Raw genomic sequence first — 26,170 nt, forward strand, 5'->3', positions numbered from 1 at the left:
ACGTCATGGCTCGAGAACGCCGCAACCGACGGCGAAAAGGTGCCATAGGCACTCTCGGATTACGGGCTTCGAGGAGCACCTGATGCGTTCAGTCAAAACACTCACCACCACAACGCTGTTGGCTGCCACTGCATTCGGCGGTTTGAGCACTGCATCGCCAGCCCAGGCAATAACCAAGGAAGACGTGGCCATCAATGGGACATTCCGCGCCACGTCCATTGGCGATTACGCCCAGAGAAATGATCAGTACTTCGGCGAGCCGACGGTCTACCAAGTATGGTCCATCAGTTCGACGTGCGCCTCGACCCAGGACTGCCACGGCACGGTGACGAGCGACCAGGGATGGAGCGCGGCCCTATATATGAAAGATGGGGAGATGTGGAAGGTGAGACGCGAAGTGCCGAATTGGGAGCGGTGCGAGGACGGTACCGCGTTCCCCGGGCAGCAGCAATTCTTTTTCTACCCGGTGAACGACAATGGTGGATTTCAAATCGGTTCGCGGGTCCTCTCGGGCAAGGACAAGACAGTCGGTCCAAGCGGTGCCTGCGGCCAAAACCAGTGGCTTGATATCACGATGCCGTTGCGCCTGGACCAGCTCTCCTGACCGGGCGGTCGTAACTTCGTTGCCCAGCCCCTCGGGCCGTTTCATGTCGGGGCGAATCAGGTGGGAAGCATGTCCTTCCACGTCCTGGGCGCCTTCGGAGCAACGAGATCCGACTGCTGGTACAACTTCCCGTCCGGACCGACATAACGACCGGTGCGCGGATCGTACTTCGCCACCACGACCGACGGCGCGGGCTTAGATGCGTTGGCTCCGAACGAGCTTGGCGCAGCCTGGGGTCCTCCACCGCCAGCCGTGTCGGCTGGTGCGGGGTCGGCCGGTGCGGGATCGGGAGGAGTGGGCGGGACTAGAGGCGGGGCCGGCGCGGCGGGCGGCGGGGGAAGTTCTCCCGCCGTAGGGACGTCAAGTGGCGCGATGGGCGGAAGGTCCGCCGACATTCTCGACATCGGCGCCAGCGCTGGTCCCGACGATGGGACGGGGGGTACAGCGGCCCCAGCCGTGCCCGGCGGTGGATTTTCTCCCCGCGGCCCAGCAGGGGATCCGCGCGGCACCGCCCCCGGCGGCAGCGGCGTTCCCTGCACCGGGCCGAAAATCCTGTCATTGGTGGTGATTCGGTCGTCGGGCGGGACACCCTGGGCCAACAGATTTGGATCCAGCGGATAGGGACCGAGGGTGTGCTGGCGCATCGCCAGCGGCATGTACGGCTTGTCGCTGTTGCAGATTTCGACGGTCGGCGCGCGCTTACCCGGGTGACCCATGCAGGGATAGTTGCGGGCACCGCGAACCCCGATCGGTGAATCCTGCGGGAGTTTGCAATACAACCCGTCCGGTGTGTCGATGTCCGTGAGGTCATCCGGGGATCGCCAGGTGTTGGGCGGCATGAAGCCGACCGTGCAAATAGGCGGATCGTCGACCGTGGCCGCGAAGTCGCCGTAAGCCCGACCGTCGGGATGGTTCTCACCCGCAGCGGCCTGCTCCACAGCAACCCCCGACGGTAGCAACACCAGCAGCTGCTCGAGCGAAGGGTGGTAGGTGACGCCGATCTGCCCGATGGTGGTCAGGTTGGCAAGCAACACCGGCAGCGTCGGTTTGATTTGCTCGAGAAGCCGTGACGCTTCGTTCGCGGCGTCAGGACCTTTCTCCAAGATGGTGCGGAAGTGGGAATCGTTGTCCACCAGCGTATCCGAGATGCCGGCGAAGCTGTGTGCCCACTTCCTGATCGAATCGGTGGTGCTCGCCTGGGTATCCAGCAGCGGCCCGGTGTCTTCGGTGAGGGCTCGGGTGCGATCGACGACGCCGTTGGCGTCGCGGGACAAAGTCTTCGAGGAATCGATCAGTGACCCCAAGTCGTAACCGGAACCATTGAAGCCCTGGAAGGCCTCGTCGAGCAATTGGCTAAGTTTGGTCTTCGGGATGCTTTGGACCAAGGCATTCAACTGCTCGAGCATTGGGGCAACCGGCTGCGGAATTGTGGCGTCGCGCACGGAGATGACCGAGCCGTCGTGCAGGTAGGGCGGCGAATTGGTTTTGGGGCGCAGATCCACGTACTGCTCACCCACCGCGGAGACACTGAGCACCTCCGCTTTCAGGTCCGCGGGCACCTTGGGTGAAGTGCTCAGCGACAGCGTCGCTTTCGCGCCGGTCGGCGTCAATCCCACCGAGGTGACCTTGCCGAGCTGCACCCCACGGTATGTCACGTTGGAAAAGCGGTACAGGCCGCCGGTGGCCGGCAGCTCCAGCGTCACCGTCATCCGACCGATGCCCAGCAGGGTCGGCGCTTGGATGTAGAAAAGGACCATCGCAATCACGCCAATGGTTCCGGCGATCGCGAAAACCGCCAGCTGGATACGAACGAAGCGCGTCAGCATCTATCCACCCGCTCCCGTCGGCGGCGCCTCTGCGGGCGGCGCCGTTTGGCCAAGACCCGCGTCGGGCAGCGGGGCCGCACCCGGCGGCGGACCCGGCAGCTGGGCCGCGTTCGGCGGAGGCCCGGGCAGCGGAGCCGCGGCGGGCGAAGGTCCGGGCAGCGGTCCGTAATTCCCCGATCCCGGTCCCGGTACCGCACCCGGCGGTGGTGGCGGCAGCGGCAACGCGTTGGGATCGATCCATGGTGGCCTCAGCGGGTTGTGCAATGGATCGAGTGTGTAATTCATGCGATACGGGTCCCCGGGCACCGGCGGCACGGGCATGTCCAGCTGCCCGAAGTGGGTCCCTAAGAACAAGCCCTTCTTGAGCCGTGGAATCGTCAGGTCGAAATCGAAATGCAGGTTGAAGAAATCGCCTCGGACCGCTCGGTCGACGAAGTTCTGGGTGAAGGGGAACACGAACGCCGCCGAGATGGCCGCGCCGAACTCCGGTCCGACGTCGGCGAGCGCTTTGATGGTCGGCTCCAGATTATTGAGGTTCTTGACCAGGTCGGCCTGGGAATCGTTGACCAGCCGGGTGGCGGTATTGCTGAACACCCGAAGATGATCCAGGGCGGCCGTCAAACGCGGCCGCTCCTTGATCAACACCTCGAGCGCCGGCGGTATCTTGCGCAAGGCGTCGGTGACAACATCGCGTTGGTCGGCGAAGGTGGCCGACAGCCGATTCAGCGCCTGGATGGACGCGACGATGTTGTCCCGCTGGTCGTCCAATGTCCCGACGAACGTGTCCAGGCGGGTGATCAGATCACGCACCGCACCCTCGTGCCCGGACAGGGCGGCCGAGAAGTTGTGGATGACCTCCCCGATCTGTCCCAGTCCTCCGCCGTTGACGACCGCGCCTAGCGACGAGAGCGTTTGCTCTGTCGATGGGTAGGCCGATGACCGGCTCAGCGGGATGGTGGCGCCCGGCTGCAGCCGTCCGCTTCCTGATTGTCCGAGCGGAGTATTGAGCTCGACATGCATCGAGCCCAGCAGGCTTGTCTGGCCGACGGTGGCTACCACGTTGGCCGGGACCACCACGTCGCGCTTGACCGAGATTTCGACGTCGGCGTGCCAGCCTTGCACCCTCATCGTACCGACACTGCCGACGACGACGTCGTCGATCAGCACCGGCGAATTCGACTCCATCGTACCGACATTCGGGAGTTCGACGTGGTAGATGTTGGCCCCCGGTCCGCGTCCGACCGCACCGGGCAGGGGTAGTGAATTCAGGCCGTGGAATGCGCATCCCGTCGCCGTCAACACCACGCAACAGCCGACGGTGAACACCCGCCGGGCGACCACCCGGGCGGTCATTGTTGTGGCCCTCCGTCTGGCAGCAGCATGCCCGACACGGACGGCGCCGGTGGTGGCGGCATCGGCGTCGACGGTGGCGGCGGCAGCGGCATCGCCGCGCCAGGTATCCGCTCCGGCGGCACCGCCCCCGGCGGTCCCACCGGATCACCCGGCAGGCCGGTGTAGGCCGACACCGCGGGCGGGATCTCGGGTGCGCCGGGTTTCGGGCCCTCGCCGCCGGGCGCCAGGCGCGGTTCGGTGTAGAGCACCCTGCCCGGGTCAACCGACTTCTGTATGAACGGGTTGAGCGGAATCGGCGAGTTGTTGTAGCTGGTTTGCCGCAATCCAGGACCGAGGAACAAAGAGCACAGCTTGCCCGATTCGACGGCAGTGATGTTCTCGATGGCGCCGATTTGCGTGCAGCCCGGTGTGGACAGCAGAACCTGGCCTCCCCACGTGGGATTCGCCATGTTCATGAGCCCGAATCCGCCCACGATGGTTCCGGTGTCGGCGTTGTAGTCGTTGAAGAAGTTGCCGAACGCGTTCGGCGCCGCGTGCAGAATGTTTTCCAGGGCCATGTGGTGATCGACCAGGTTCTGGGTGACATCGGCCAACCGGGCGATCTGCTCGCTGGTCTGGTTGCGGGTCCCAGCGATGAATCGCTGCACCTCACCGACCGCCGTCGACAGATCGGTCAGCGCCGCGTCCAGGTCGGATTTGCTGTCATTGACCACGCTGGTGAGCGTGGCCAGGCGGTTGTTGAATTGCACGAGTTGGACGTTGCTGTCGCGCAGCGCGGCGACGAAGGTCTGCAGGTTTTTGATGATGTCGACGATGTTTCCGCTGCCGCTGGCGAGAATCCGGCCCACGCCCGACAATTGACCGAGCGTTTGGCGCAGCTTGTCGCCGTTGCCGTCGAGGGCGTTGGCGGCGCTGTCGATGAACCGACCCACGGATGTGCCTGATACCCCACTCTTGGGTCCCAAATCCGTTGCCAGCCGCATCAACTGAGTTTTGACCTCGTCCCACTCGACCGGCACTGCGGTGCGTTCGACCGGTATGACCGCCCCGTCGTGCATGACCGGCCCACTATCGCGGTAGGCCGGTGAGAGCTGGATGTAGCGGGCGGAGACCAGATTCGGGGCGACGATAACCGCCTTCGCGTCCGCCGGAATGGGCACGTCGTGGTCGACCTTGAGGAGCATCTTGGCCTGAGTGCCCTGCGGCTGAATGGATTTGATGCTGCCGACCTTGACACCCGAGACCCGCACCTCGTCATGGGGATAGATCGCGGTGGCGGTGGTGAAATAGGCGGTAATCGTCCGTGGGCCGAAGAACGTGTTACGGATGACCACGGCGACGCCGGCAACGATGAGCCCGACGAGCACCACCGCCGCCACGGCCGTCAGCCGCCTGCGCGGCATCCGGGAGATCATTGTGATCCTCCGATCCGTCCGCCCAACGTGCAGCCAGGGCACTGCGGAATGGAGTTGTACGGCCAGGGGGTCAGAGCGCGAGGTACCGGCGACGGGAAGCCGGGGCCCTTCAAAGTGTCGAAGGTCCGGAATCCCCACAGGTAGTCGATTAACTCCTGGAAGAGTTGCGGGATAAGGAAGTTTGGGGCGAACGCCTGGTAGGCGTACATGCCGGAGATGGCCTCACCGACCGTGATCTGGAATTTGGCGAGGCCCGGCAGCGCTTTGCCGATGTTGTCGCGGTTCTTCTCCAGCACACCAAGAACCCGATTCAACCGCTCCAGCGTAGGAGCCAATGTGCTTTCGTTGTCGTGCACCAACGCCGTCAGCTGCTTGGCCACCACCGACGTGTTGGCTAGCAGGTCGACGATCTCTTGCCGGCGTGCGACCAGCACTTGCAGCAGCGAATCGGAGTTGAGGATGAGCTTGTTGACCTGCATGCTGCGTTCGGAGAGTATCCCGGTGACATCGCCGGCACTCTTGAACAACTCGCCCAGGTTCTTGTTACGACTGTTCAGGGTTCGCGATAACCGGGTGAGCGCGTCGAAGGCCGGCCCCATCTGGGGTGCGATCTGGTCGAGTGTGGCCGCCAGCGTGTCTAACGACTGATTCAGCGCTGTGGTGTTGGTGCCGGCCGTGTCCGACGTCAGGTCGCTGACCGCTTCGGTCAACGAATACGGCGAGGACGTGCGCGAGACGGGAATCAGAGTCATCGGATGCATCGAGCCGCTACCGGCGGACTCCACCGTCAGCATCCGCTCGCCCAGCAGCGTGCCGGTGCGGATGTGCGCGGACGTCTCCGAGCCGAGCAGGATGTTGCCCTTCATCGCGAACGTCACCAGCGCATCGCCATGGCGCAGCTTCACATCCGACACCGTGCCGACCTTCATCCCCGACACGATCACGGGGTTGCCCGTCGCGAGGCCGCCGGCTTCGGTGAACAGCGCCTGGTAGCGGACCATCGTCGCCCACGCGATGAACCGGTCGGGCGACAGACCCACCAGGATGACCATCACCACCAGGACGACGCCGATGAGTCCGGGCTTGACGAGCCCAGCTCCGCGATACTTGAGCATTAGGGTTCCGTGCACCTTCCTGCATCTGACCTGAAGATCTCGGCGCGCACGGTCTTACCCGAAAGATCCGTGCCGCGGAGCCCCATCTGGCAGAGGTAGTACGGGATGGTGGCGCCGTTCACCCCGAGTCGGACCAGCTTGCGGTAGTTCTGTGGCGCCTTGCCGATTGCGGCGTCGAGGCGGTCCCTGTCGCCGTCGAGTATCGGCGCCAGCCGATTCAGCTGCGCGATGGTGCCGGACAGCGGCGGGCGCGCCTCGGCCAGCAGATCCGCCAGCGAGGCGGTTCCCTTGTCCAGGGCGTCGATGGCGGACCCGATCGTGTCGCGGTCATTGGACAGTCCGCTGACAAGCTGTTCGAGACGATCGATCGCGCCGGAGAACTGTTTGCCGTCCTTGGAAACCGTGCCGATCACGGTGTTGAGGTTGTCGATCAGTTGCTGCACGGTTTGATCGTTGTCGGCCAAGGCGTTTGAAAACGACGTCGTCTTGGCGAACAGCGAGTCGAGCGTCCCGCCCTGACCCTGGAAGACCTGCAACAGTCCTGAGGTGAGCGTGTTGACGTCACGCGCATTCAGGCCCTGGGTAACGGGTTTGAGTCCGCCGAGCAGCAGATCAAGATCGAGCGCAGGCGCGGTGCGGTTGACCGGAATCTGACCGCCGGCTGGCAGATGCTTGGTCGAGCCCGGACCATCGACGAGTTCGAGGTAGCGATCGCCCACCAGGTTGAGGTAGCGGACCGCCGCCCGGGTGCCCTCGGTGAGGACGACGTTGCGGTCGGCGTCGAATTTCACCACAACCTTTTTGTCCGGTTGCAGCGACACGCTACTGACCGTGCCCACCCGTATCCCGGCAACGCGCACCGACTGGCCCGGCTTGAGGCGCGACACGTCGGTGAACACCGCCGAGTACTTGGTCGTCGAACCCGTCCTGTATTGGCCGAAGATGAAGAACAGGAAGGCGGTGAGTATCGCCATCACGACCGCAAAGACCGCGAACTTGATGAGCGTGGCGCGCGTTCTCATCCGGGTTGTCCGATCTGAGCGGGGTTGCGCGGCGGCCCGGCGATCGGCCCGTACAGCAGCTGTTTGAGACCATCGAAGTTGAGCAACAGCTGCGGGTTTCCGTAGTTCACCGGGTTGGCGCCGCTATCGGTAATCAATTGCGGTGGGCTCGAATTGAACGGCAGCTTCGGCAGACCCACGCACTGCGGACCGCCCGTCGCCGCGACCTTGGGCAGGTTCGTCGGATACCGATAACGTTCGACGCCCCACGTGATGCTCGCCGAGATGTTGATTGACGGTTCCGACAACGGCGCCCCGTGCGATAGCTGTACGAGACCGCCGAAACCGCAGGTGAGCGCCGGGTTGTATTCATTGGTCAGGTCGGTGGTCGGCACCAGCAGATGCAACACGTTCGTCAGGGGTCCGCGGTTCGTCGACAAGACCTCGTTGCCGATGTCGGCCAAGCCGATCGCGCTGATCAGCAACGCATCCAGGTTGTGCTGCTCATCGACAAGCGTCTTGCTGATCCGGGTCGCGTTCGCGGCGGTCTTCACCAGGTCCGGAGCCGCGTCGGCATAGGCGTTTGACACCTCAGGCAAGACCGTGAGGTCATGACGGAATGCGGGAAGGCTCGGCTCCAACTTGGCCAGGAACGAATCCAGGTCGCTCAGCGCCTGGCCGAGCTGTGGGCCCCGTCCGCTGAACGCCTGTGCCAGCGCACCCAGCGACTCGTTGAGTTTCGGCGGGTCGATGTGGCTCAGCACTGACACCAATTGCTGGAACACCGTGTTGATTTCGACCATGACGTGCTGGCCCTGCAGCGTCTGACCGGCGCGTAGCCGCTGGGCCGAGGGTTGGTCGGGCGGTACCAACTCGACGGACTTCGCGCCGAAGACCGTCGATGACGCGATGTTGACGAGGACGTTGCCGGGAATGAAGTGCATCTGCGACGGGTCCATCGCCAAATGGATGGCCGCTTGGCCGTTGGGCAGCGAGTCGATCGAGGCGACCTTGCCCACCTGCACGCCGCGCAGCTTGACCTTGGCGTCCGGGTTCATCACCAGGCCGGCTCGTTCCGAGATCACGGTCACCGGCACGGTTTCGGCGAAGGAGCCCTGAAACAGACCCACCGCCACGGCGAAAATCAGGCAAATGATGACGACGGTGATCAGTCCTAGTAGCGGTGGCAGGTAATTCCGTTCGACCGGCGCCCGGCCATGGCCGGCGCGCGCAGGTCGGCCGGCAACCGCACCGCGGCCCGCGGGCACATTCTGCGTCATTGCCGTTCCACCTCCTCTGCTAACCGGACAGGTTGAAGTTGCCGTTCGTACCGTAAATAGAGAGCGAGACCAACAGCGTCACCGACACCACGACGATGAGCGAGGTGCGCACCGCGTTACCGGTCGCGTTGCCGACACCGGCCGGTCCCCCCGAAGCGAAATAACCGTAGTAGGTGTGGATCAACAGGATGGTGAGCGCCATCAGGATGGCCTGCAGGAACGACCACAACAAGTCGATCGGGTTCAGGAACGTGTTGAAATAGTGCTGGTACAAACCCTGCGACTGTCCGAGCAAGAACGTCGTGGTGAACTGACTGGCCACGAACGACAGGATCACGGCGATGCTGTACAACGGCGTGATCGCCATCATTCCCGCCATGATCCGGGTGCTCACCAAATAGGCCACCGGCCGAATGGCCATGCTCTCCAACGCATCGACTTCTTCGTTGATCCGCATGGCACCCAGTTGAGCGGTCACCCCGGCGCCAAAGGTGGCCGCCAGACCGATCCCGGCGACCACGGGTGCCGCGATACGCACGTTGATGAACGCCGCCAGAAAGCCCGTCAGCGCCTCGATGCCGATATTGCCCAGCGAGGTGTAACCCTGGATGGCCAGTGTGCCGCCCGCCGCCAGCGTCAGGAAGCCGACGATCACTACGGTTCCGCCAATCATCGCCAAAGTGCCAGCGCCCATGCTGATCTCGGCGATCAGTCGAACGACTTCGCGCGTGTAGTGAGTAGCCGCGAAGGGCACCCCGGCGAGCGCCTTACCGTAGAACAGGGTGTGATCGCCGATCCGGCCCATCAGGGCGACCGGCCTCTCGAGTTGGCGGGTTAATCGCGGATATGCGGCCCTCAGCGCCATTGCGGCCCTACTTCGCCGTCATCTTGATGCCGACCGCGGTGACCACCACGTTGACGACGAACAGGGACATGAAGGCATAAACCACGGTCTCGTTTACCGCGTTGCCAACAGCCTTGGCGCCACCGCCGGTGATCGACAGGCCCCGATAGCAGGCGACCAAACCGGCGATGAGGCCGAAAAGCGCTGCCTTGACGCACGAAATAATCACCTCAGGCACGCCGGTGAGCAAGGTGATACCCGCAGCGAACGCACCCGGATTGACGTCTTGCACAAACACCGAAAAAACGTAGCCGCCAAGGACCCCGATGATGACGACGAGGCTGTTGAGCAAAAAGGCCACCAATCCCGAAGCCAGCATGCGCGGGGTTACCAACCGTTGCACCGGGTTAATGCCCAGCACTTCCATCGCGTCGATCTCTTCACGAATCGTTCGCGCCCCCAGGTCCGCACACATCGCCGTAGCACCCGCGCCTGCCACGATCAAAACCGTGACAAGCGGGCCGAGCTGGGTGACCGCACCGAACGCGGCACCCGCGCCGGATAGATCCGCCGCGCCCAGTTCGCGCAGAAGGATATTGAGCGTGAAGCTGACCAGGACGGTAAACGGGATCGCTACCAACAGTGTGGGAGCCAGCGACACCCGCGCGACAAACCAGGACTGCTCCAAGAACTCCCGCCACTGGAACGGCCGGCGGAACGTGAACTTGACCGCGTCGGCCGACATTGCGCACAAGGCACCGACGGCCTGCATGGGCCCCGAGAAGTCCCACTTCAGCTTCAGCTGCGGAAATCCCGCTGACCAGTGGTCGGCGCCCTTAGTTGCCATCGGCGTCAGACCCCTCTCCGCGTTACGAGACCGGCAGTCTTGTTCTGACGCAACGGCTGCGGTAGATTCAATCCAATTGACGGCCGTGAAGGCGCACTGACGAGTGCGAAATGCTCAGCTGGCAACCATGTTCCGGCATCGATCGCCGATGTGACAGCCGCGAGCTCGCTCACGCCAGACCTCCGTTCTGTTGCGTGAGATGCCGCCGCAAAACGAGGGACTCCACGTCTTGAAGCGTCCGGCGATTATGACTCATGCCGCGTCCGGGCGGAGCGAAAAATGCATAACCGTTATCGCGCTCTTCGCAGTCGGTGCAGGGACGCAAGGCAACTGCGTCCCAACGCAAGCGACAGTCTGCTCAACCATTTCAGGGCTGCTCCGGTCTTAGGTGACGGCGCCGGCCGTCTTGAGTTCGATGATGCGGTCCCAGTCGAGGCCGAGATCCGTCAGGATCTCGTCGGTCTGCTCAGCGAATCCGGGGGCAGGCCCGGTCTGTGGCGCTGCGACGTCGAACTGTACCGGGTTGGCCACCAGCTCGAGTTCACCAGCCTTCACCAGGTACTCGTTCGAGCGGATCTGCGCGTCGTCGGCTGCTTGCAGGGTGTCCTGCACGGGAGCCCACGGGCCCGAGAGCGTGGCGAAGCGCTCGCTCCACTCCGCCAGCGTGCGGGTGGCGATGGCCTTGGTCAGCAGTTCCACCGCTTCGGCCGTGTTGGTGGCAATGTTCTCCACCGTGTCGAAGCGCGGATCGTCGGCCAACTCCGGCAGGTCGACATGGCGGCATACGTCGGCCCAGAACTTGGTGGGCTGCATCATCACGAAGGAGATGTAGCGGCCGTCGGATGTCGTGTACAGCCCCACCAAAGGGTTGTTGGGCGCGCCGTGCACGCCGGGCGGCGGCGCTTCCAATCGCTTCCCCAGATGCTTTGTCAGCGCGACGGTGTGTCCCATCGACCACAGCCCGCTGCCCAACAGGGACACGTCGACCACGGACGGCTCGCCGGTGCGCTCACGCTTGAGCAGCGCGGCAGCGATGCCACCGGCGAGGTTGGTCCCCGAGATGGTGTCTCCGTACGCCGGTCCGGGCGGCGCGATCATGCCCGGCATCCCTGCCGGAGTAATGGTGGCTGCGGTGCCTGCCCGGCACCAGAAGGCGGTCATGTCGTACCCACCCTTAGTCGCTTCTTCACCGCGTGGCCCGAGCGCGCTCCCGCGAGCGTAGACGATGTTCGGGTTGACCGCCCGGATGTCATCGACGTCGATGCCGAACTTCTGCCGGTGGTCGGGCAGGAAACTGGTCAGGAAGACATCGGCGCGACGGGCCAGTTCGTAAAGCACCTCTTTGCCCTCGCGCACCGACATGTCCAGTCCGATGCTGCGCTTGCCGCGGTTGGCGTGCTCGATGTTGGGGTTGGGATCACCTTCGACGCGCAGCATCCCGGTCTGCCGGAGCCCGCGCTGCGGATCACCGGTGACCGCGTGCTCGACCTTGACCACGTCGGCGCCCCATTCGGCAAGCACCGCGCCCGCCGACGGAACGAACCCGTACATGGCTACTTCGAGGACGCGGATGCCTTCGAGCGGCCTCATGCGCCGCCTCCTCTCGCTGAGACGGCTGCTAATGCGATGGCCGCTGCGGTCCCAGTAGCGGGCTCTGCCGGGTCCTGGGCAGGCATTCCGTACCCCCTGATGTGGTGGCGATCACGATAATTTCATTCTCTTCCCCGGCGAATCTTACATTCGAGTTTCGATAATTCAAGAAATTCTCAGGAATGGGACCGGGGTGCTGACCAGGGCCGAAAACGGTCGTGCGCTGTCGGCCTGGACCTCTCCATGCAGGCAGGACGTGCTGTTGCGCGTGTGTTGCACGCCGCTCCGCGCTGAGAGTAAGGTTCTCATAATTGTAAGGGAGATTCTTTGTGACTGAAATGGCCCCCTTCGGAGTAGAGGCCTCCACATGAAGACCGCGGTAGTCACCGGTGGCGGATCTGGCATCGGTCTCGCCGTCGCGCAACGCCTGCGCGCCGACGGTTTGAATGTCGCCTCTATCGACCTGCGCCCATCGGAAGCCGACTTCGATTTCACCGCCGACGTCACCGACCGGTCGCAACTGGATGCGGCGCTGTCGGCCATCCGCGCCCAGCTCGGACCGGTGACGGTTCTGGTCAACGCCGCCGGACTCGACGGGTTCAAGAAGTTCAACAACATCAGCTTCGAGGACTGGCACCGGGTGATCGACGTCAACCTCAACGGCGTCTTCCATACCGTCCAGGCGGTGCTGCCCGACATGGTCGAGGCGGGGTGGGGACGCATCGTCAACATCTCGTCGTCGAGCACGCATTCCGGCGCGCCGTACATGAGTCACTACGTGGCGGCCAAGTCGGCGGTCAACGGCCTGACGAAGTCGCTCGCACTCGAGTACGGGCCCAAGGGCATCACGGTCAACGCGGTGCCGCCGGGTTTCATCGACACCCCGATGCTGCGCGCGGCCGAGAAGAACGGATTCCTCGGCGACATCGACGAGACGATCGCGCGGACCCCGGTACGCCGGATGGGCACGCCCGAGGACATTGCGGCGGCATGTGCGTTTTTGGTGTCCGAGGAAGCCGGCTACATCACCGGTCAGATCTTGGGCGTCAACGGCGGTCGAAACACCTGAGCGGTGGCGATTTGTCAGCGTGCCCGGCAACCAGCATCAGGTGGGAGGAGAAAGCCCGTGAAGGTCTCGGTGGATTCAGAACGGTGCCAGGGCCATACCCTGTGCGCGATGATCGCTCCGGAATCATTTCAGCTCAGCGACATCGACGGTAGTTCGTCGGCAGTCGACGAGGTGGTGCCCGCCGATCGCGAGGACCAGGTGCGTGAAGCCGCCCTGTCCTGCCCGGAGCAGGCCATCATGATCACCGACGACGCCTGAGCCCGCACGGGGTCCTTAGCCAGCGAACACGTAGGGAGACTACAGCGTTGAGTGTCGACGACGTCGTCAATGACAGCGACCGCAAGAAGAACCGGTACCACTTCGACCGGCATTCCTCCGAGTACCGGTCGCAGTTCAAGACGATCACCGAAGAGATGCACGCAAAGTGCCCCATGGCCTGGACGGAAACCTATGGCGGGCACTGGGTTGCGGCCGGTAGCCACGAGGTCTTCGAGCTGGCCCGCTGCCCCGCCGTCTCCAACGATCACGACATCCACGGCGAACGCCGGGGCTACAAAGGCATTTCGATCCCCACCGCCAGCCGAGTCAGCGCGGTGCGCGGCGGGATCTTGGAAATGGACGACCCGGAACACCGCACCTACCGAACGGTGCTCAACCCGTATCTGTCACCGGCGGCGATCAAGCGCTGGGAACCGTTCATCGACGACGTGACGCGCGCCTGCCTCGACGAGAAGATCGAGACTGGCCGCATCGACTTCGTCGACGACCTGGCCAATATCGTGCCTGCCGTCTTCACGCTGGCGATGCTGGGTATCCCGCTGAAGAAGTGGAACATGTACAGCGAGCCGGTGCACGCCGCGGTGTACACGCCCGAGCACTCCCCCGATATCGAGCGCGTCACCGCGATGCACCGCGAGATGGGGCTCGACATGGTCAACAACATGATCGAGATCCGCGCAAAGCCGCGGCCCGGAATCGTGAACGGCCTGCTCGAGATGCGGATCGACGGCGAGCCGGCCCCGGAGCTGGAAATTCTGGGGAACCTGGGCCTGGTCATCGGCGGTGGCTTCGACACCACGACCGCCCTGACCGCGCACTCACTGGAATGGCTTTCGGAGCACCCGGATCAACGACAGCTGCTCAGCGATGAGCGCAAAACCCTGCTTGACCCCGCGACCGAAGAGTTCCTGCGCTTCTTCACCCCCGCGCCCGGGGATGGCAGGACGTTCGCCGACGACACCGAGCTCGACGACACGCAGTTCAAAGAGGGTGAGCGGCTGTGGATTTCGTGGGCGATGGCCAACCGCGACCCATCCGTGTTCCACGACCCGGACGAGATCATCCTCGACCGTAAAGGCAACCGGCACTTCAGCTTCGGGCTGGGTGTCCACCGGTGTATCGGGTCGAATGTGGCCCGCACTGTGTTCAAATCCATGCTGACCGCGGTACTGGACCGGATGCCCGACTATCAGTGCGATCCGGAGGGCACCGTCCACTACGAGACCATCGGTGTCATCCAGGGCATGCGTAAGCTGCCGGCCACCTTCACACCCGGGCGTAAGGTCGGAGCAGGCCTGGACGAAACGCTGGAAAAGCTGCAGCGGATCTGCGACGAGCAAGAACTCGCCAGGCCGATTACCGAACGCAAGGAAGCCGCGGTGATCGACTGAGCAGCTCGTATTTTCGCGAGTAGGCCTGTTCGGCACGACCGCGTCCTAATATCTGAGGCAAGCGCGTAGGCGCCAGAGGGGAGACGCTCAGGTGAAGACTTTCGCAATGAGCCTTGCGCTTGCCGCGGCCGCGCTGACTCTGTCCCCGACCGCCCACGCGGACATGCTGTATGTCAACTACCACGTGGACACGAACCGGGATCCCGGCCACTTCTGGATTTGGTCGATCAGCCCGTGCACTCCAGTAGCGCCGGGATGCGTGAGCGTATATGCGACTCCGCAGCCCAACGGGCAAGCGACGGTCTACAGGGGAGAAGCTCACCTGGTCAACGGCCGCTACACCCTGTCCGTCGATGTGCCCGACGGTGTGCGCTGCGTGGTCCAGTTCTTTCCCTCCCACGACGTGTATTCCTGGGATGCGACGACGCTGACGGGTCAGGTCGATTCGACGTTCGACACCGGCTGCGGAGGCGGCCCGGGGGGCACTACCAGTTACCCGTTCTCGCTCGTGCGATTCTAGCCGCGTGAGCCGTATCGGAGTCGGTCGCTCATGAGGGCGACGGGGAGTCAGCACCATGGTTGAGGCGAAGAAACCGCCACACGATTCGGCCACCTCGAAAGCCGACGCTAAGGCGTTGCTCGAGGAAGCCGAGGCTGAAGCCGCCGAAGCCGAGGCGCTGGCCGCCGCGGCGCGTGCCCGCGCCCGTGCCGCCCGGCTCCGGCGTGAAGCGCTCGCCGCTGCCGAGGCTGAGACGGCCGCGGCCGAGACCGCGGAGGAAGCCCCGGACGTTGAGGAAGAACCTTCAGAGGCCGACGAGGACGCAGCTGACACGGCCGAGGCGAAGCCCGACGACGCAACCGACGAGGAAGTCACCGACACCGTCGATGCAAGCGAGGCCGCCGAAGCGGAACCCGACGAAGAAGCCACCGGAGACGCAGGATCATCGAAGCCGGCCCGCTCTCGACGCCGCCTGCGGCTGCCCTCGTGGTCCGTGGCGTGGAAGGCGGCCGTCATCGTCCTCATCTGCGCCTTCGTCGCGGCCAGTGGATACATGGTCTGGCAGCGTCATGAAACCACCGAGCGCAAGCAGCGCGCCGCGAACTTCATCGCGGGAGCCAGACAAGGTGTCATCAACCTGACTTCCATGGACTTCAATAAGGCCAAGGAAGACGTTCAGCGGGTGATTGACAGCTCGACCGGCCCGTTCCACGACGACTTCCAGGCGCGTGCGAAAGATTTCACGACCGTCGTGGAGCAGTCCAAAGTGGTCACTCAAGGAACCGTGAACGCGGCGGCCGTGCAAACCATCAACGGAGATTTCGCGTTGGTCCTCGTCGCGGCGACATCGCACATCACCAACGCCGCGGGCGCCAAAGACGAACCACGCAATTGGCGCCTCAAGGTGACCGTCAAAGACGACGGCGGGCAATACAAGATGTCCAACGTGGAGTTCATTCCATGAGCGAGGAAAAGCCCTGCATCGAGACAGTCGACGGCCCTGCCGAACAAACCGACGGCAATGAAAGTGGCACCCCGCCTGCGCGGCGCAAGGTGAAAATCGTTCCCGTGATTTTGATTGTGCTGCTGGTGCTTTCGGGTGGCGCGGCGACGTGGCTGTACTTCACGCAGTACCGGCCGGACAAACAAACCGACGCCGGCGTCGCGAGCGCGGTCGCCAACGCGGCGTCCGATGGCACGGTCGCGTTGCTGTCGTACTCGCCCGACTCCCTCGACAAAGACTTCGCCGCCGCCAAATCTCACCTGTCCGGCGATTTCCTGTCGTACTACAACCAGTTCACCGAACAGATTGTGGCTCCGGCAGCCAAACAGAAGTCACTGAAAACCAACGCTCGGGTGTTGGGTGCCGCGGTTCAGGAATTGCATCCGGATTCGGCCGTCGTGCTGGTGCTCGTCGACCAGAGCACCACGAGCAAGGACAATCCCGATCCCGCGATGGCTTCCAGCAGCGTGCTGGTGAGCTTGACCCGGGTCAACGGCGCCTGGCTGATCACCAAATTCGACCCGGTCTAGAGCCGTTTCAGGACCCGGACCGGCCCACCTCTCGGTCGTCTGCCGCCGAGTGTGCATCCATGGCTTTGGCCGTGCGCTGACGGCGACGACACGCCGAGCGGCGACCGCCGCGGCTGCACGGCCAATGACAGGGCCATCTGCAACCCCCGACACTCGCCCCAAGAATCCACCAAGAATTCGCCGAGGCCGCCATTCGATTCTTTTCTCGTAGAGCTGAGAGGAGGAATCGCCATGTCGCTACTGGGCAACCACATATCTCTGATCCACGGTTGGGTGCCGATCACGGCTCAGATCGTCACGCCGATCACGCTCGGGCTCGCCGCCGGGTGGCGCTCGCGACGTTGGCGCCTGCTGTCGCTGCCGGTCGCCGCCCTCGTCGGAGTCATGGCGGCTGTCGCAGCGCACTCATTCATCGCCGACGGCGCCTCCAAATCGGCACCGCAGGCACTGTATGTGTGGATCGCGTTGGTCGGTGTGGCAATGGCTGTGCTGATCCTGGGCTGGCGCGGTGCGCGGTGGTGGCGACGTGGACTATCGATTCTGGCCGTGCCGCTGTGCCTGCTCTGCTCGTTGGTCGTGCTCAACCAATGGATCGGTTACTTCCAAACCGTGCAGAGCGCCTGGGACCAGTTCACCTCCGCTCGGCTGCCTGGCCAGACCGACAAGGCCACCGTGGTCGCGTTGGCGGCGAAGGGTGAGAAGCCGCCGCACGGCAGCCTGGTGTCGGTGCAGGCGCCCGACGACGCGTCGCACTTCAAGCACCGCGAGGAACTCGTGTACCTGCCGCCGGCCTGGTTTGCGAGCTCCCCGCCCCCGCAGTTGCCGACGGTGATGATGATCGGCGGCATGGTCAACACGCCGGCCGACTGGGTGCGCGCCGGCGGCGCGGTGGACACCGTCGATGCCTTCGCAGCTGCGCACGGCGGCAACGCACCGGTCCTGGTGTTCGTGGACCCGAGCGGGTCACTCGACAACGACACCGAAGGCGTCAACGGTGTCCGAGGCAATGCCGCCGACCACCTGACCAAAGATGTTGTCCCCTTCATGGTTTCCAACTTCGGAGTCAGCCCCGATCCGTCCCACTGGGGCGTCGTCGGCTGGTCAATGGGCGGGACGACCGCGGTGGATCTGGCCGTCATGCACCCCGACATGTTCAGCTCGTTCGTCGACATCGAGGGCGATCTGACACCCAACACCGGAACCAAGGAACAGACCATCGCCACTCTTTTCAACGGCGATGCCGACGCGTGGGCGAAATTCGACCCGACCACGGTGATCAAGCGCCACGGCCGCTACACCGGAGTGTCCGGTTGGTTCGCAATCACCTCGGGTGGTTCGCCGACACCGCGTCGCGATGTCACGGCTGTCGACAGCGCCACGCTGGCTGTCGCCAGCCACGGGGCGGATTCCGACCCCGGTAACCAGGCTGCAGCCGCCGCCTCCTTGTGCCAGCTCGGCCGGGCGAACGCCATCGACTGCGCGGTCGTCGCCCAGCCTGGAAAGCACGACTGGCCGACTGCCGGCACGGTGTTTGCCACCGCGTTGCCGTGGCTGGCCGGCCAGCTGCACATCCCGGGCATGAACCGGATTGCGTTGCCCGGCAATATCTCTCAGCAAGTGCTCTGACCGTGCTAGCCGCGCGGCAAGCCGAGCACCCGCTGGGCGATGATGTTGCGCTGGATTTCGGAGGTGCCCCCGGCGATGGTCCCGGAGAAGCTGCGGGCGTAGCGCTCGAACCAGCTGGCGAAGTAGTGGTCGAGGTTCATGTGCGCGTACGGCCCCGTCAGTCCGGGGTGCACAAGCCCGTCGGATCCCGCGGACGTCAATGCCAGCTCCATGCCACGCAACTCCGCTTCGGAACCGAGCAGCTTGAGCACCGAGATCGCGGCCACGTCATCTTCGCCGCGTGCGGCGCGGGCCAGGGCCGCGGAGCCCAACAAGCGCAGCGCCTGCTTGTCCATGATCGTGCTGGCGTACTGATCGCGTTCGACTCCGGTGCCGGGATGGAAGTCGTCGATCATGTTCTCCAGGCGATCGGCGAAACCCAGCCACATCATGGTGCGTTCATGCCCCAGCGATCCGTTGGCCACCCGCCAACCCTGGTCGAGCTCGCCGACCAGGTTTTCGGCCGGCACCCGCACGTCGGTGAAGAACACCTCGTTGAAATCCAGATCGTCGGCACCACATATCGACGGGAACGGACGGCGCACCAGACCCTGGGTATCGGTGGGGATGACGAGCGCGCTGATTCCCTTGTGCTTCGGCACATCTGGGTTGGTGCGGACGAACGTCAACAAGACGTCGGCATCGTGGGCACCCGAGGTCCACACCTTCTGGCCATTGACCACGAAGTGATCGCCATCGAGCACCGCCCGAGTACGTAGCGATGCCAGGTCGGAGCCCGCGCTGGGTTCGCTCATCCCGAGCGACGCGGTGATCTCGGCCCGCAGGATCGGTATCGCCCAGCGCCGCTTCTGCTCGTCGCTGCCAAACGACAACAGCGACGCCCCAACGATGTTCACGCCCTGCGGGTTGAAGCTGTGGTAGATCCGGCGGCGGCTGAGTTCCTCGAGGTAGACGAACTGTTGAATGACCGACGCGTTGCGACCGCCGAATTCCGGCGGCTGGCTGGGCAGTAGCCAGCCGTTGTCGAATAACAGGCGCTGCCAGTCGCGTGCCCACTGCGGCATGTGTGAGACCGACCGGGGACGCTCGAGCGTTTTGCTTGCGGGAGGCAGATTTTCGTCGAGGAACGCCGAGAACGCCGCGCGGAATTCTTCGACGTCGGAATCAAAAGTCAGCTGCACGGTATTCCTCCGCGATCCGCGCCCGGTGCTCCGCCGCGCCGCCTAGCATCAGCTCACCTGCTTTGGCTCGTTTCAGCGCGAACTGCAGGTCGTTCTCCCACGTGAATCCCATTGCGCCGTGCAGTTGCAGGCCGTGCCGGAACACCAGGGACTGGCACTCCCCTGCCGATGCCTTGGCCATCGCGGCCGCCAGCCGGCGGCGGGGATCGTCGGCCGCGATCGTTAACGCGGCGAAATACGCCAGGGCCCGCGCCCGTTGCACGGCGACGTGCATGTCGGCGGCCTTATGCTGGACGGCCTGGAACGAGCCGATCGGCACGCCGAACTGCTGTCGGCTACTAACGTGCTCGAGCACCAAGTCGAGAATGCGTTGGCAGGCGCCGACCATGGTGATCGCCATGCCGGTCAGCGCAAGATGATGGGCGCGTTCGGCGTCGACCGTCAGCCGCTCGCTGTCGGGCACCCGAACCTCCGCAAAGGACAGGTCGGCGACGTGCAGCACCGGGTCGAACACCGCCGAGCGCCGGGCCGACACCTGACTGGACTCGACGAGCAACACCCCGGCGTCGGTCACCACCGCCAGCCGATCCGCGCGATCACCGTCGAGCACATGGCGCGCCGTGCCGTCCAGCACCCAGCCCTCGGCGTCGCGGTGCGCCGCGATGCCGCCGTAGACCGCGGTGCCCGACTGGTGTGGGTCGAACCGGTCCGCGGCAAGAGGTGCGAACTGGCTCATCGTTGCCAGGAACGGGGTGGGGTCGGTGGCGCGGCCGAGCTCTTCGAGCACGATGGCCAGCTCGACGGCGCTGTCCGCATCGCTGAGCTCGGTCCAGCCCTGGTCTACATACGATTTCCACAACGGGCTCGGGTCGACGCCCTCTTCGGCCACGCTGCGCACCAGCGACGACGGGCACTGCTTCGCGACGGCGTCGCGCACGGTGTCCTGCCACAGTCGCTGATCAGCATCGAACTCCAACAGCATCCGCGCCGCCTCTCTCGTGACTGTCAGGCGAGAATAACATTCTCGGTTGCGGAAGTAGTAATCTCTGAATTCGGGCATGGGGTCACCACACGGCCGGTGACGAGCGGAATTCTCCCCGCGGCCTAGCCGCCGGTCACCAGGCCGTCGGCGGCGTTGTCCCAGCGGTCGAGGTTCACGAACTCGGCAAGCGGGCGGCGGCGCAGCGGCCCATGATTGCCCTTCGGCCACCCGATCACGATGTGGCCGGCGACCATCCAGCCCTCGGGGATACCGACGGCATCGCGCAGCAGCTGTTCACCTCCATACGAGGCCCAGCTGGTCAGGCAGGCGCCGAGACCCTGGGCACGGGCGGCCAGCAGAAAATTCTGCATGGCGGGAAAGATCGAACCGCCGAGCAGCAGTTCCGACGCCGTCGGGTAGTGCGCCTGGGCGAACAAGACCGAGGTGAATTCACCGGCGCGGTCGTGCAATTCGTACGTCGCACGATAGGTGCGGGCGCGGCGGCTGTTGTCGTCGGCGAAGGGCCGGCTCATGCCGTAGACCGGCTCGATCACCTCCAGCGCGTGGGCCGCAGCCTTGGCCACCACGGCCCGCTGCTCGGGCGACCGCAGCACCACGAAACGCCAGCCTTGCGCGTTGGCGCCCGAAGGAGCCCACCTGGCCGCCTCGAGGCACCGGGTCAGGGTCGCGTCGTCGACCGGCTCGTCGGTGAAGCGCCGGATCGTTCGGGCCGTCGACATCACTTCCCAAATATCCGCGCTTGCTCCGGTCACTGCTTCTCCTTAAACGTCTGGGTCTCGCAGGGCCTGTGCCGCAACGCACCTGTATCACTAACCGCTGCAAGGGACTTGGCCTGCAGCCAAGTGCCGGCAGTTTCCCACCGGGAGCGAGGACACGAGCGGGCGGGTCCGTTTGAATTTCGACTGTAGACCCCGCGGGATGGCCACGGTGCAAGACTGCGCTCAGGCAATCGGAACTTCGGCAGCTCACACACGACACCGACGAGGGCCGCTGGCCCGAACTGAAGGAGGAAACATTGGATCGCGAAACCTATCAGCGGGGGCTCCAAATCCGCTCCGAGGTGCTGGGCGAAGAATACGTCAATCGCGCGCTGGCCAACGCGGATGACTTCACCGGGCCCCTGCAAGACCTCGTCACCGAGTACTGCTGGGGCGCCGTGTGGGGCCGTGAGCAATTGCCACGCAAGACCCGCAGCATGCTCAACTTGGCGATGATCTCGGTGCTGAACCGGCCCAACGAATTGCGCATGCACGTCAAGGCGGCACTGACCAACGGTGTCACACGCGAGGAGATCCGCGAGGTCTTCCTGCAGGTGGCCATCTACGCCGGTGTGCCGGCCGCCGTCGACAGCTTCCGGATCGCGAATGAGGCGTTCGCCGAACTGGATCGGGACTAGGGGCGCGTGGTGGAGGTCGGGTTCATCGGGCTGGGAAACATGGGCTTCCCCATGGCATGCCGCTTGATTCAGGCAAGGCACGACGTCGTCGCATTCGACACGCGCAGCGAGACCCTCGAGCGCGTCGTCACCCTGGGGGCACGCCCGGCGTCGTCACCCAAGGAGGTCGCCGATCGGGCCGAAACGGTGATGGCCAGCCTGCCCACCCCGGGCGCGTCGCTCGAGGTGGCAACCGGCCCCGCGGGCGTGATCGAGGGCGCGCGGGTGCGGCGCTATGTCGACTTGTCCACTGTCGGTAGCCAAATGGCGGTGCGGATCCATGGCCTGCTGGCCCAGCGCGACATCGTGGCGATGGACAGCCCCGTCAGCGGCGGTGTCGGCGGGGCCGAGAAAGGGACGCTGGCGCTCATGGTCTCCGGGCCGCGCGGCGAATTCGACGCGGTGCGAACCGCGCTCGAAACTCTGGGCCGGCCGGTGTATGTCGGGGACAAGCCCGGCTCGGCGCAGACGATGAAGCTGGCGAACAACATTCTGGCGGCGAACGTCTTGACCGCGACCGCGGAAGTCGTCGTGATGGGCGTCAAAGCGGGCCTCGACCCGGGCGTGATGATCGAGGTGCTCAATGCCGGATCGGGTGCAACGAGTGCGAGCCGCGACAAGTTCCCCCGCGCGATCCTGCCGCGCACCTTCGACTACGGCTTTGCAACGGGGCTGATGCTCAAAGATGTGCGCCTTTACCTCGATGAAGCCCGGGCGCTTGGCGTGCCCGCCGAAGTTGCCGAGACTGTCGGCCGGTTGTGGGAGGCACTCGCGCGCGATGAAGGGCCAGAGTCCGATTTCACGACGGTGATCAGACCGTTCGAGCGGGCGGCCGGCGTCACGGTAGGTGGGACTTCGGATTAGCCCATCGGGGCCGGCGGTCGTGGTGACGAACCATCCGGAATCCAAGCTGTCCCCAAATCGGAGAATGGTATTATCCGGAAAGTAGAACCAGACTTACCCCAAGGACCGCAAAACGCCCGCTACCAGCGATAATGATTAAACGAAATGCTTACCGGAAACCCATTGATGGACTGCTGAATAAAATGTTAGATTGGCTATCATATGACCTCGCACGGCCGGCTCTGGCCGCCGGAGCCGAAGGGTGGCCCTCGTGATCACACACGCTGACGGAACCAGCACACCGTTGATCGATGCGAGCGTGCACATCTTCTTCCCGTCCAACAAAGCGCTGCGGAAGACACTGCGCGAGCCGTTCAAGAGCCGCGGCTTCCCCGACTACGAGATGGACTGGTACGGCGCGCCCGGCGGTGAGTACGCGCCCAACACCGAGGGCCCCGACCGCCAGTACCCGGGTTCGGATCCGGATTTCGTTGCCAATGAACTGTTTTCGAAGCGCGGCGTCGATGTGGCCGTCCTGCATCCGATGGCGCGGGGCATCATGCCGGACCGGCATCTGGGCAGCGCACTGCACGCCGCGCACAACGAGATGATGGTGTCGAACTGGCTGGAGTCCAGCCAGTTCGGTGAGCGGTTCCGCGGCACCATCCGGGTCAACCCCGACGACATCCCCGGCGCACTACGCGAGATCGAGAGATGGCGTGCGCATCCGCGGGTGGTCCAGATCGGGGTACCGCTGCAATCCCGCGACCTCTACGGAAAACCGCAGTTCTGGCCCATCTGGGAGGCCGCCGTCGACGCCGGGCTTCCCGTCGCCGCGCACATCGAAGTCGGGTCGGGCATCGCGTTTCCGCCGACGCCGAACGGGAACACCCGTACCTACGAGCAGTACGTCAGCTTCATGGCGCTGAACTACCTGTATCACCAGATGAATATGATCGCCGAGGGAGTGTTCGAGCGGTTCGACGGCCTCAAATTCGTATGGGGCGATGGCGCCGCCGACTTCATCACGCCGTTCATCTGGCGGATGGATACGTTCGGCCGGCCGCACCTCGAGCAGACACCATGGGCCCCGCGGATTCCCAGCGAATACCTGGCCGGTCACGTGTATTTCGTTCAGGGCAGTCTCGATGGCCCCGGCGATGTCGAATTCGCCGGCGAATGGTTCGGCTTCACCGGCAAAGACGACATGGTGATGTTCGGCTCGAGCTACCCACACTGGCAGTGCGGCGATGTCACGAAGTTGCCCAGCGCGTTGTCCGCCGAGCAGCGGGAGAAGCTGTGCTGGCGCAATGCGGCGCAGCTCTACGGCATAGACATCCCCGCCGGGGTGGGCGCACAGTAGAAACATCGCGAAAGACTGAGGAGAGCCAGATGACGTTGACCCATTCGCAGGAGCGGGTTCCCGCTACCGAGCGTATAGCCGTCCGCTGTGTCGACTCGGATGTCCACCCGGCCCCCAAGCGGGGAGAGCTGCTTCCGTACATCCCCGAGCCGTGGCGCAGCAAGTACTTCCTCACTCGCTCCGTTGGCGAGCAGATCTACTACGACGCGCCGGACTACGCGCACTCCTACGCGATGCGCGTGGACTCCTTCCCCGCAAACGGCGAGTTTCCCTGCAGCGACCCGGATTTGGCGTTCCGTCAGCTGATCATGGAGGCCGGCTCCGATATCGCGATCCTGGAACCGGCGGCCTACCCGGCGCGCCTTACTGAAGCACAGCATGCGATGTCGGCCGCGTTGAACGACTGGCAGGCCAATCACTGGCTGGACAGCCACAACAACTGGCACGAGCGCTGGCGCGGTTCGATCTGCATCGCCATCGAGGAGCCGGAAGAGTCGGTGCGCGAGATCGAGCGCTGGGCCGGGCACCCCTTTATGGCGCAGATTCTGATCAAGGCGGAGCCGCGCCCGTCCTGGGGCCACCCGAAGTACGACCCGATCTGGGCGGCCGCCGCCAAGCACGACATCACCGTGAGCTGCCACCTGTCACGCAGCCAGTTCGATGAGCTGCCGATCCCGCCGGTGGGATTCCCCAGTTACAACCACGACTTCATGGTGACCTACTCCCTACTGGCGGCCAACCAGGTGATGAGCCTGATCTTCGACGGTGTATTCGACCGATTCCCGACGCTGCGGATCGTGTTCGTCGAGCACGCATTCAGCTGGATCCTTCCGCTGATGTGGCGCATGGACGCCATCTACGACGCGCGCAAGTCGTGGCTCGACATCAAGCGCAAGCCGTCCGAGTACGTCAAGGACCACATCAAGTTCACCACCCAGCCGCTGGACTACCCGGAGGACAAGACCGAGTTGACGCGCGCGCTGGAGTGGATGGAGTGCGACAAGATCCTGCTGTACTCCTCGGACTACCCGCACTGGACGTTCGATGACCCGCGCTGGTTGGTCAAGCACCTGCCCAAGGCCGCCCGCGACGCGGTGATGTATAAGAACGGCATCGCGACCTATCACCTTCCGGAGACGGTTCCCGTCCTCGAGGGCCAAGTCCGGGTGCTCTGAGTTGGAAGAAACCACCAAGCGGCCCCGCCTAGCTCAGGGCCGCGAGCACGTTGTCGCGACGGTGGACGAGATTCCACCGGGAACGCACAAGCTGGTGCCGATCGGGCGGCACGGCGTCGGCGTTTACAACGTCAACGGCACCTTCTACGCCATCGCGAACTACTGTCCGCACCAGGGCGGTCCGCTCTGTTCGGGGCGCGCCCGGGGCCGCACCATCGTCGACGAGACCGCTCCCGGCGATGCCGTCATGGTGCGCGATCTCGAATACATCTACTGCCCCTGGCATCAATGGGGTTTCGAGCTGGCGACCGGTACCACCGCGGTCAAGCCGGAGTGGAGCATCCGCACCTATCCGGTGCGCGTCGTCGACAACGACGTTCTGGTGATGGCCTAACTACAGGAGAATCGCGTGTCTTCTATCGAGGTGAACGGCGGAAACGTTGTCTACGAAATCCTCGGTGACTCAGGTGATCTCATTGCCCTGACGCCGGGCGGCCGGTTCAGCAAGGAGATCCCCGGTCTGCGTCCGCTGGCCGACGCCCTGGCCGCGGGTGGCTATCGGGTGCTGCTGTGGGACCGGCCCAATTGCGGTGCCTCCGACGTGCAGTTCTACGGGCAAAGCGAGTCGCACATGCGCGCCGAGACCCTGCACTCCCTGCTGGGTCAGCTCGGCGTCGAGCGGTGCATCCTCGCCGGCGGCTCCGGCGGGGCAAGGGATTCCATGCTGACCACGATGCTCTACCCCGAACTCGTCGAGAAGCTCGTGGTGTGGAACATCGTAGGCGGCATCTACGGCAGCTTCGTGCTCGGTTCCTTCTACATCATCCCGAGCATCCTTGCGGTGCGGGGCACCGGCATGGACGGCGTAGCGAAAGTACAGGAATGGCGCGAGCGCATC

26 protein-coding genes are annotated in these 26,170 nt (G+C 64.4%); 14 read left to right on the forward strand and 12 right to left on the reverse strand.

Features of this window, described 5'->3' with window-relative positions:
* Positions 1-82 precede the first annotated feature (82 nt).
* Entirely contained in the window at positions 83-604 is a 522-nt protein-coding gene (locus VFW69_RS04500) for an Rv2253/PknI dimerization domain-containing protein (protein ID WP_526498586.1), read from the forward strand.
* Positions 605-660: 56 nt separating this feature from the next.
* Here VFW69_RS04500 and VFW69_RS04505 read toward each other — a convergent pair whose 3' ends face one another.
* The 9 genes from VFW69_RS04505 to VFW69_RS04545 all read right to left on the reverse strand — a co-directional run bounded on the left by VFW69_RS04505 (position 661) and on the right by VFW69_RS04545 (position 11,875).
* Positions 661-2,430 (reverse strand): MCE family protein, encoded by a 1,770-nt coding sequence (locus VFW69_RS04505; RefSeq protein ID WP_526498588.1) that lies wholly within the window; start codon positions 2,428-2,430, stop codon positions 661-663.
* On the reverse strand, positions 2,431-3,783 hold the full coding sequence (locus tag VFW69_RS04510) for an MCE family protein (RefSeq protein ID WP_526498590.1): 1,353 nt from the start codon (positions 3,781-3,783) through the stop codon (positions 2,431-2,433).
* On the reverse strand, positions 3,780-5,198 hold the full coding sequence (locus VFW69_RS04515) for an MCE family protein (RefSeq protein WP_526498592.1): 1,419 nt from the start codon (positions 5,196-5,198) through the stop codon (positions 3,780-3,782). The genes VFW69_RS04510 and VFW69_RS04515 overlap by 4 nt, the downstream gene beginning before the upstream one ends.
* Complete coding sequence (locus tag VFW69_RS04520) at positions 5,195-6,313, reverse strand: MCE family protein (protein WP_526498594.1); 1,119 nt, start codon at positions 6,311-6,313, stop codon at positions 5,195-5,197. Before VFW69_RS04520 ends, VFW69_RS04515 begins: the two co-directional genes overlap by 4 nt.
* Positions 6,313-7,335 carry an MCE family protein gene (locus VFW69_RS04525; protein ID WP_526498596.1) on the reverse strand — a complete coding sequence of 341 codons (1,023 nt, stop codon included), beginning with the start codon at positions 7,333-7,335 and terminating at the stop codon, positions 6,313-6,315. The genes VFW69_RS04520 and VFW69_RS04525 overlap by 1 nt, the downstream gene beginning before the upstream one ends.
* On the reverse strand, positions 7,332-8,594 hold the full coding sequence (locus VFW69_RS04530; RefSeq protein WP_526498598.1) for an MCE family protein: 1,263 nt from the start codon (positions 8,592-8,594) through the stop codon (positions 7,332-7,334). The genes VFW69_RS04525 and VFW69_RS04530 overlap by 4 nt, the downstream gene beginning before the upstream one ends.
* Before the next feature lie 19 nt (positions 8,595-8,613).
* Entirely contained in the window at positions 8,614-9,459 is an 846-nt protein-coding gene (locus VFW69_RS04535; protein WP_526498600.1) for an MlaE family ABC transporter permease, read from the reverse strand.
* Between the two features lie 7 nt (positions 9,460-9,466).
* The gene (locus VFW69_RS04540; RefSeq protein WP_526498602.1) at positions 9,467-10,285 is read right to left on the reverse strand and encodes an MlaE family ABC transporter permease; all 819 of its coding nucleotides are present in this window, start codon (positions 10,283-10,285) and stop codon (positions 9,467-9,469) included.
* Positions 10,286-10,669: 384 nt separating this feature from the next.
* The gene (locus tag VFW69_RS04545) at positions 10,670-11,875 is read right to left on the reverse strand and encodes a CaiB/BaiF CoA transferase family protein (RefSeq protein ID WP_526498603.1); all 1,206 of its coding nucleotides are present in this window, start codon (positions 11,873-11,875) and stop codon (positions 10,670-10,672) included.
* 367 nt (positions 11,876-12,242) lie between these two features.
* Between VFW69_RS04545 and VFW69_RS04550 the strand changes: the two genes are divergently transcribed.
* The 7 genes from VFW69_RS04550 (at position 12,243) to VFW69_RS04580 (ending at position 18,272) form a co-directional block, all read left to right on the forward strand.
* Positions 12,243-12,944, forward strand: coding sequence for an SDR family NAD(P)-dependent oxidoreductase (locus VFW69_RS04550; RefSeq protein WP_526498605.1), 702 nt, complete (start codon positions 12,243-12,245; stop codon positions 12,942-12,944).
* A 57-nt stretch (positions 12,945-13,001) separates the two neighbouring features.
* A complete protein-coding gene (locus VFW69_RS04555; RefSeq protein WP_526498607.1) occupies positions 13,002-13,202 on the forward strand; it encodes a ferredoxin in 201 nt (66 codons plus the stop codon).
* A gap of 47 nt (positions 13,203-13,249) precedes the next feature.
* On the forward strand, positions 13,250-14,614 hold the full coding sequence (locus tag VFW69_RS04560) for a cytochrome P450 (protein WP_526498609.1): 1,365 nt from the start codon (positions 13,250-13,252) through the stop codon (positions 14,612-14,614).
* A 106-nt stretch (positions 14,615-14,720) separates the two neighbouring features.
* Positions 14,721-15,134 (forward strand): hypothetical protein, encoded by a 414-nt coding sequence (locus VFW69_RS04565; protein WP_526498611.1) that lies wholly within the window; start codon positions 14,721-14,723, stop codon positions 15,132-15,134.
* Between the two features lie 55 nt (positions 15,135-15,189).
* The gene (locus VFW69_RS04570; RefSeq protein ID WP_526498613.1) at positions 15,190-16,077 is read left to right on the forward strand and encodes an Rv1363c family protein; all 888 of its coding nucleotides are present in this window, start codon (positions 15,190-15,192) and stop codon (positions 16,075-16,077) included.
* The gene (locus VFW69_RS04575; RefSeq protein ID WP_526498615.1) at positions 16,074-16,646 is read left to right on the forward strand and encodes a hypothetical protein; all 573 of its coding nucleotides are present in this window, start codon (positions 16,074-16,076) and stop codon (positions 16,644-16,646) included. Before VFW69_RS04570 ends, VFW69_RS04575 begins: the two co-directional genes overlap by 4 nt.
* 231 nt (positions 16,647-16,877) lie before the next feature.
* Entirely contained in the window at positions 16,878-18,272 is a 1,395-nt protein-coding gene (locus VFW69_RS04580) for an alpha/beta hydrolase (RefSeq protein ID WP_526498617.1), read from the forward strand.
* Positions 18,273-18,277: 5 nt separating this feature from the next.
* On the opposite strand, the gene VFW69_RS04585 is transcribed toward VFW69_RS04580, so the two are convergent.
* The 3 genes from VFW69_RS04585 to VFW69_RS04595 all read right to left on the reverse strand — a co-directional run bounded on the left by VFW69_RS04585 (position 18,278) and on the right by VFW69_RS04595 (position 21,175).
* A complete protein-coding gene (locus VFW69_RS04585) occupies positions 18,278-19,453 on the reverse strand; it encodes an acyl-CoA dehydrogenase family protein (RefSeq protein ID WP_526498619.1) in 1,176 nt (391 codons plus the stop codon).
* The gene (locus VFW69_RS04590; RefSeq protein WP_526498621.1) at positions 19,437-20,435 is read right to left on the reverse strand and encodes an acyl-CoA dehydrogenase family protein; all 999 of its coding nucleotides are present in this window, start codon (positions 20,433-20,435) and stop codon (positions 19,437-19,439) included. Before VFW69_RS04590 ends, VFW69_RS04585 begins: the two co-directional genes overlap by 17 nt.
* Positions 20,436-20,557: 122 nt before the next feature.
* Entirely contained in the window at positions 20,558-21,175 is a 618-nt protein-coding gene (locus tag VFW69_RS04595; protein ID WP_526498637.1) for a nitroreductase family protein, read from the reverse strand.
* A gap of 296 nt (positions 21,176-21,471) precedes the next feature.
* Here VFW69_RS04595 and pcaC point away from each other — a divergent pair, with 296 nt between their 5' ends.
* From pcaC to VFW69_RS04625, 6 genes are all read left to right on the forward strand, one after another.
* Positions 21,472-21,852, forward strand: coding sequence for a 4-carboxymuconolactone decarboxylase (gene pcaC, locus VFW69_RS04600; protein ID WP_526498623.1), 381 nt, complete (start codon positions 21,472-21,474; stop codon positions 21,850-21,852).
* 9 nt (positions 21,853-21,861) lie between these two features.
* Positions 21,862-22,755: an NAD(P)-dependent oxidoreductase gene (locus VFW69_RS04605; protein ID WP_526498625.1), complete on the forward strand. Its 894-nt coding sequence runs from the start codon at positions 21,862-21,864 to the stop codon at positions 22,753-22,755.
* A gap of 250 nt (positions 22,756-23,005) precedes the next feature.
* Entirely contained in the window at positions 23,006-24,097 is a 1,092-nt protein-coding gene (locus VFW69_RS04610; protein WP_526498627.1) for an amidohydrolase family protein, read from the forward strand.
* 29 nt (positions 24,098-24,126) lie between these two features.
* Positions 24,127-25,272: an amidohydrolase family protein gene (locus VFW69_RS04615; protein WP_526498629.1), complete on the forward strand. Its 1,146-nt coding sequence runs from the start codon at positions 24,127-24,129 to the stop codon at positions 25,270-25,272.
* Position 25,273: 1 nt separating this feature from the next.
* The gene (locus VFW69_RS04620; RefSeq protein WP_526498631.1) at positions 25,274-25,666 is read left to right on the forward strand and encodes a Rieske (2Fe-2S) protein; all 393 of its coding nucleotides are present in this window, start codon (positions 25,274-25,276) and stop codon (positions 25,664-25,666) included.
* Between the two features lie 15 nt (positions 25,667-25,681).
* On the forward strand, positions 25,682-26,170 hold a 489-nt coding region (locus tag VFW69_RS04625), incomplete at its 3' end, for an alpha/beta fold hydrolase (RefSeq protein ID WP_526498633.1).

The organism is Mycobacterium sp., assembly GCF_036273375.1.
Lineage (GTDB): Bacteria > Actinomycetota > Actinomycetes > Mycobacteriales > Mycobacteriaceae > Mycobacterium.